This window comes from Frankia nepalensis (assembly GCF_016786325.1).
GTDB lineage: Bacteria > Actinomycetota > Actinomycetes > Frankiales > Frankiaceae > Pseudofrankia > Pseudofrankia nepalensis.
Genome location: NZ_JADWYU010000218.1, coordinates 23,298 through 29,918 on the forward strand (window position 1 = coordinate 23,298; position 6,621 = coordinate 29,918).

6 protein-coding genes are annotated in these 6,621 nt (G+C 70.4%); 5 read left to right on the forward strand and 1 reads right to left on the reverse strand.

The window, feature by feature from the left end; genetic code table 11:
- Positions 1 to 284 precede the first annotated feature (284 nt).
- From I6A81_RS34385 to I6A81_RS34400, 4 genes are all read left to right on the forward strand, one after another.
- Complete coding sequence (locus I6A81_RS34385) at positions 285 to 1,250, forward strand: acyl-CoA dehydrogenase family protein (RefSeq protein WP_203000438.1); 966 nt, start codon at positions 285 to 287, stop codon at positions 1,248 to 1,250.
- Positions 1,237 to 2,337 carry an acyl-CoA dehydrogenase family protein gene (locus I6A81_RS34390; RefSeq protein ID WP_203000439.1) on the forward strand — a complete coding sequence of 367 codons (1,101 nt, stop codon included), beginning with the start codon at positions 1,237 to 1,239 and terminating at the stop codon, positions 2,335 to 2,337. The genes I6A81_RS34385 and I6A81_RS34390 overlap by 14 nt, the downstream gene beginning before the upstream one ends.
- 34 nt (positions 2,338 to 2,371) lie before the next feature.
- Positions 2,372 to 3,136, forward strand: a complete 765-nt coding sequence (locus I6A81_RS34395; RefSeq protein WP_203000456.1) for an enoyl-CoA hydratase/isomerase family protein — start codon at positions 2,372 to 2,374, stop codon at positions 3,134 to 3,136.
- Between the two features lie 191 nt (positions 3,137 to 3,327).
- Entirely contained in the window at positions 3,328 to 4,467 is a 1,140-nt protein-coding gene (locus tag I6A81_RS34400) for an acyl-CoA dehydrogenase family protein (protein WP_203000440.1), read from the forward strand.
- A 173-nt stretch (positions 4,468 to 4,640) separates the two neighbouring features.
- Here the strand turns inward: I6A81_RS34400 and I6A81_RS34405 are convergent, their stop codons facing one another.
- Positions 4,641 to 5,099, reverse strand: a complete 459-nt coding sequence (locus tag I6A81_RS34405; protein WP_203000441.1) for a hypothetical protein — start codon at positions 5,097 to 5,099, stop codon at positions 4,641 to 4,643.
- Positions 5,100 to 5,949: 850 nt separating this feature from the next.
- Between I6A81_RS34405 and I6A81_RS34410 the strand changes: the two genes are divergently transcribed.
- The gene (locus tag I6A81_RS34410; RefSeq protein WP_203000442.1) at positions 5,950 to 6,531 is read left to right on the forward strand and encodes a GNAT family N-acetyltransferase; all 582 of its coding nucleotides are present in this window, start codon (positions 5,950 to 5,952) and stop codon (positions 6,529 to 6,531) included.
- The last annotated feature ends 90 nt before the right edge of the window (positions 6,532 to 6,621 follow it).

A 6,621-nucleotide genomic window follows, 5' to 3' on the forward strand; every position in this document is an offset into this window, starting at 1 on the left:
CCGGGGAGTCCCGTCCCCGAGCGAAGCGAAGGGGGTGGGGCACGGCGCCAGAACCAAGGGCGGCACAACCTTGTCGCCCAGCGCCGGGACGGCACCAACCGGCGCGCAGGCGCGCCTCCGCGGAGTCCCCCTCGCGAGCGAAGCGAGGCGAGGGGGACGCAGCGGAGGTCGCCGGAGCGCACGTGAGCGGAGGAGGACGCGGCGCGGAGGTCCCTTGGGAGCGAAGCGAGCAAGGGGCCGGAGCGCCGTGCCCGGACGGAGCGAACCAAGCAACAAGGAGCGGTATGGACGTTCGTCTGACGACTGAGCAGCGTGAGCTGCGGGACGCGGCCGCCCGGCTCGCGGACGATCTCGGCCCCGGGTCCGTGCTCGACCTGGCGGACGACGACCGCGCGGCGCGGCTGGAGAAGGCCATCGCGGCGACCGGCTGGCGCACGCTGCGCTCCGACGGCGCCTCCGGCGTCGAGGTCGCCCTCGTCGTCGAGGAGTTCGCGCGCGGGCTCATCGACGTGCCGTTCGTCGGGCCGGTCCTGGCCGACGAGCTGTACACCCGGCTCACCGAGGCCGGGGGTCCGACGGAGGGCTCCACCGACGGTGTCTCCGCCGACGGTGTCGCCGCGGCGGCGTCCGGCGGCGCCACGGTGGCCGTCGACGGTGTCGCGATCGACGCCAAGGGCCTGCGCGGCCTGCTCGGCCTCGACGGCACGCGGGTGCTGGCCGGCACGGTCGGCGCGACCGTGGAGGGCGTCGACCTCACCCGGCTGACCGGTGAGCCCGCCGGCCCGCTCACGGCGGTCGGCACGCTCGACGAGGAGACGGCGCTACGCTTTCGGGCGCTGGCGCTCGTCGTCACCACCGCCGACATGCTCGGCGCGGCCCGCGGCGCGCTCACCCTCGGCGCCGAGTACGCCAAGGTGCGCCAGCAGTACGGCCACGCGATCGGCTCCTACCAGGCGATCGCCCACCTGCTCGCCGAGGCGCGCGCTCTCGTCGAGGGCGCCGTCAGCGTCCTGCGCCACGCCGCCTGGGCGGTCGACGAGCTGGCCGCCGCCGAGGCGGTCCAGGCGGCGCTCGTCGCCAAGGCCTACACCGAGCGCGCGGCCCGCACCATCTGCGAGACCTCGATCCAGGTGCACGGCGGCATCGGCAACACCTGGGAGTGCCTCGCGCACGTCTTCCTGCGGCGGGTGCTGACGTCCGCCGAGCTGTTCCCGGCGACGCTGGAGGAGATCGACCTTGGACTTTCGTGACTCGCCGGCGGAGGCCGCGTTCCGCGCGCGGTTGAAGGCCTGGCTCGCCGAGAACGCCGGAAAGTTCCCCACGTCGGGCGACGAGTACTGGCACAAGCAGGGTGAATGGCACCAGGCGCTGTACCAGGCCGGATTCTTCGGCCTCTCCTGGCCGAAGAGGTTCGGCGGCCAGGAACTGCCGCCGGTCTACGACGTCATCCTGGACGAGGAGCTGGCGATCGCCGGCGCCCCCGCCCGCCCGAGCCTCGGCTACCTGGCGATCGGGCTGGGTCATCACGGGAGCGCGGAACTGCAGCAGCGCTTCCTGCCCGGGATGATCAACGGGTCGGAGCGCTGGTGCCAGGGCTTCAGCGAGCCGGGCGCCGGCTCCGACCTCGCCTCGCTGACCACGCGCGCCGAGCTCGACGGCGACGAGTACGTCATCCACGGTCACAAGATCTGGACGAGCTACTCGGACATCGCCGACTGGTGCCTGGTGCTCGCCAGGACCGACTCGGACGTACCCCGGCACAAGGGCATCTCCGGCTTCATCGTCGACATGCACCAGCCCGGCGTCGAGCAGCGGCCGCTCAAAATGATCAACGGGGTGTCGGCCGAGTTCGGGCAGGTCGTCTTCGACGGCGCCCGGGTGCCCGCCGCCAACATGGTCGGCAAGCCGGGCGAGGGCTGGAAGCTGGCGATGACCGTCGTCAGCCACGAGCGCGAGCCGTCGACCCTGGGCTTCTCCGCCCGCTACGGCAAGCTCGTCCGCCAGCTCGCGAAGAAGGCCGCCGCCGACGGTGCCGCGGTGCCCGACGACCTGCGCTGGGCCGCCGTGCAGGCCGAGATGCTGCGGCTGCACGTACGCCGCCGCCTGTCCGAGCAGCTCGACGGCCTGGTGCACGGCCCGGACGGCTCGCTGGACAAGCTGCTCATGACCTGGGTGGAGCAGTCCGTCGGCCACGCGGCGCTCGCCGTCACCGGCACCCGTGACCCGGAGATGCTGCACGCCTACCTCTACAGCCGGGCGCAGAGCGTCATGGGCGGCACGTCGCAGATCCAGAAGAACATCATCGCGGGCCGGATCCTCGGCCTGCCGGCGAGCTGACCGGGACGAGAGGCGGACGACGGTGTCAGACCACCTGTACGACCTGCCGGACGAGATCCAGGTCCGGGCCGACGGCCCGATCCGGATCATCACGCTGAACCGGCCGGACCACCTGAACGCGGTCAACCACGAACTGCACCTCGGGCTCGCGAAGGTGTGGACGCAGCTCTCCGAGGACCTGGACGCCCGGGCCGCGGTGCTCACGGGCGCCGGGCGGGCGTTCTCGGCCGGCGGCGACTTCGGCTACCTGGACCGGCTGCGCCAGGACCCAGAGCTGCAGCGGCTGACGATCATGCATGGCCGGGAGATCGTGCTGGGCATGGCGCGCTGCCGGGTGCCGGTCGTGGCCGCGGTCAACGGCCCGGCGGCGGGCCTCGGCTGCAGCCTGGTCGCGCTGTCCGACATCGTCTACCTGGCCGAGAAGGCTTACCTGCTCGACCCGCACGTGCAGGTCGGCCTGGTGGCGGCCGACGGCGGCCCGCTCACCTGGCCGCTGCACACCAGCCTTCACTGGGCCAAGGAGTACGCGCTCACCGGGGCGAAGATCTCCGCCGAGCGCGCGCTGCAGATGGGGCTGGCGAACCACATCGTCGCCGACCCGTTCGCCGACGCCCTCGAGTGCGCGAAGCGGATCGCCGGCCTGCCTCGCCAGGCCGTCGAGTCGACGAAGCGGCTGCTGAACATCCACCTCGAGCGGGCGGTGCTCGCGAGCCTCGACTACGCGACGAACGCCGAGGAGCAGTCCTTCAAGACGCAGGACTTCGCCGACATCGTCGCGAAGCTCACGAGCAAGTCCTGAGCGGGTCCTGACCCCGGCGAGGGGATCCCCTCGCCGGGGCGGTAGGCGCCTCGTTCCAGCAGACGCCTCGTTCCGGCAGACGCACGACGACCCGGGCCGAGCGGGCCTGGTCGTCCCGCCACCCGCGGTCCGCGGACGGCGCGCAGACGTAGCTGACGCTTTTCCCCGATCGGTTCGGAGGGTGACGACCGATGCGACGCACGGTCTACGGTTCAGAGCACGAGGCCTTCCGGGCGGCGGTCCGGACCTTCTTCGAGAAGGAAGTCATCGCGCACTACGACGAGTGGGAGGAGCGCGGCATGCCGCCGCGCGACTTCTACAACAAGTGCGGCGACCTCGGCATCCTCGGCCTGGGCATCCCGGAGGAGTTCGGCGGCGGCGGCGCCTCCTACCTGTTCAACGCGGTCGTCGCGGAGGAAGCCGGGCGGCTCGGCATCGGGCTGGGCCCGCTGCGCATCCACTGCGACATCAGCGTGCCGTACTTCGTCGACCACGCGAACGACGAGCAGAAGGCCCGCTGGCTGCCGGGGCTCGCCAGCGGCGAGCTGGTCTGCGCACTGGCGCTGACCGAGCCGGGCGCGGGCTCGGACCTCGCGGGCTTCGCGACCAGCGCGCGGCTCGACGGCGACGAGTACGTGGTGAACGGCTCCAAGACGTTCATCACCGGCGGCCTGAACGCCGACGTCTTCCTCACCGCGGTCAAGACCGACCCGACCCAGCGGCACGCCGGGCTGTCGCTCCTGGTCATCGACGCGGACACCCCCGGGGTCTCCCGGGGCGCGCCGATGAAAAAGATCGGCCTGCACATCCAGGAGGCGTGCGAGATCTTCTTCGACGACGTCCGGGTACCGGTGGCCAACCTGCTCGGCGAGGCGGGCAAGGGCTTCACCTACCTGACCTCCCACCTGCCGCAGGAGCGGATGTCGATCTCCGTCAACGCGCAGGCGTCGGCGGCGTCCGTGGTGGCGCAGACGGTCGAGTACGTCAACGGCCGCAAGGCGTTCGGCAAGGCGCTCAGCCACTTCCAGAACACCAAGTTCGTGCTGGCCGGCTGCGCGACCGAGGTGGAGGCCGGCTGGGCGATGCTCGACCGCGCGCTGGTCGCGCTCGACGCGGGCGAGCTGACCCCGACCGACGCCGCGAAGGTCAAGCTGTTCGTCACCGAGATGCAGGGCCGCGTCACCGACGCCTGCCTGCAGCTGTTCGGCGGCTACGGCTACATGACCGAGTACCCGGTCGCCCGCGCCTGGGCCGACGCCCGCGTCGGGCGCATCTACGGCGGCTCCAGCGAGATCATGAAGACCATCATCGCCAAGGAGCTCGGCCTGTAATCTCACCGGCGCGAATCCCAAATCATGGCTACGACCAGGTTTGTCCGTGACTTCCGGCATCTTTCGCGATTTCCTGGTTTTCGTGTGGCTGACGGTCCAGAGACGGTCCCACCAGCCCCGAACGAGAACGGCCCCGACCGAAGCCGGGGCGTCCTCGAACCCGTGGTATTGGGCTAGCTGGCATAGCGGGTGATGTCTCCGACCCGACACACGTAGGGACCGGTGGCGTCTTCCAGGCTGGATGTCTCCTCCACGCTCTGCTGGCCGGGTGCCAGATTGCTGACGGAGACAAGCCCAGTGCCAATCTGCGTTTTTCCGTCCGGTGATTCCATCAGGATAGTGATGATGTAGTTCGACGCCTTGGAGCTGTGGTTGGTGACGGTGACCGCCGCCGCTGCCCAGCCGGCTTCGTCGGGTGCGCATGCAGTGATCACGACGTCTTCGGAGTGTTGCAGGTTTCCGCCGCCAAAGGTGGCTGGCTGGGTCGCGCTGCCGACGACGACTGGCCTCGGTGACGAGGACGCGGCCACTTCCTTGGCAGCTTTGCCGATGGATGTGCCGACGATTGCCGCGCAGGACACCGCGCCGACGACGAACAGACCAAGGGCGAGCCACAGCGGCCACAGCCGCACCCAGACCGACTTCTGCCGTGGTGGCTGTGGTTGGTAGGGCGGGTAGCCGGGTGGCGGGGTGTATCCCTGCTGCGGATGCCATGGGCCGGGTGGCGGCTGCGTCATCGTATGGACCCCCGTGTGATGTAGGCCATACACGGTAGTAGCAGATCGTCTACGGCGACAGAGGGTGGATGGTCAGGGCGGACCGCCGCTACCGGTTGGCAAGACGGCGTTGCAACTCGACGTGCCAGAACTGGTAGACCGCGTCCGCCTTACGTGGGGCGCATCGCTTCTCATAGGCGTTGGCCAGGAACGCCATTGGTTCCGAGGTCTGGCGTTGGCCGGCCACGTGGCACGATGGAACATCGCTGGTGGCTGGCCGTTCCTGGGATCGGTCCATGGGCTGTGGTGCCGGACGAGGGGTGTTTCGGCACCATGGCCACTGGGATCATGGATGGAACACACCATAGGTCATGCCTCGCCGCGGCCAGAGGAGCGTCAACGCCGTACTGCCTACTGGTTCGGTGGACTCGGGGGCGTGGCGCCGGCCGTTCGCCCGGGAGCGGCCCTCCTCCTGTCCGGTCCTGGGGTCGGGCCATGAGCCGTGGTTCCGAACAAGGAGGTTCTCGGCACCATGGCGCCTGGGATCATGGTCGAACACCCCACAGGTCATGACCAGCCACTCGTCAGGGCCGCCCCGCTCGCCGGTCACGAGGTTTCCCTTAGGTCTGGGGGAGCCGGTGACGCGTGGCAAGCCAGAATCGGTCAGCACGAACATCCCTGGTATCTGACCCAGCCCGACCATTGGTCCGGCCTCAAGCCCCGCGGGGCGCATCCCGTCCCCGACGAGCGGTGGAAGGAGTGGCCCGTGCCGCAAGCCCGCCTCCGAACGGCGCGCCTCGAACTGGTGCCCTTGGCCGACGAGCACTTGCCATACGAGATCGAGCTCGACTCCGACCCCGAGGTGATGCGCTACATCGCCCCGCGGGCGCGCACGGCGGACGAGGTCAGGCAACGCCACCAGATCCGGCTCGCGCTGGCCGCCCAGGGCGACGGACGGGGGCTGTGGGCCGGGTTCGGGACGGCGGGATTCATCGGGCTGTGGATGCTCATGCCGCCGGAAAGCCTGGCGCGGCGGGCCGAGCCCGGTGTGGCGGAGCTGGGCTACCGCCTGCTACGCCGGCACTGGCGCCGGGGATACGCGCGCGAGGGCGCGGCGGAGTTGGTCCGCCACGGCTTCGCTGACCTGGAGCTGAACCGGATATTCGCGGAGACGATGGCGGTCAACGCGGCGTCCCGGGCCACGATGGCGTCGGTCGGCCTGAGGTATGTCCGCACCTTCCACCCGGAGCTCGCTGAACCCGTGGCCGGCTACGAGCACGGCGACGTGGAGTACGAGCTTCACCGCGCCACCTGGCTGGCTGGCCCTAGCCCTGCGGACTCGTCCTGAGCTGCGGCCAGAGCTAAGCGCGTATCCAGAAGTCCTGCACGTAACCCGGAGTGAGGTCGCGGGCGTGGAGGAGTGGCGACACCGGCCTCG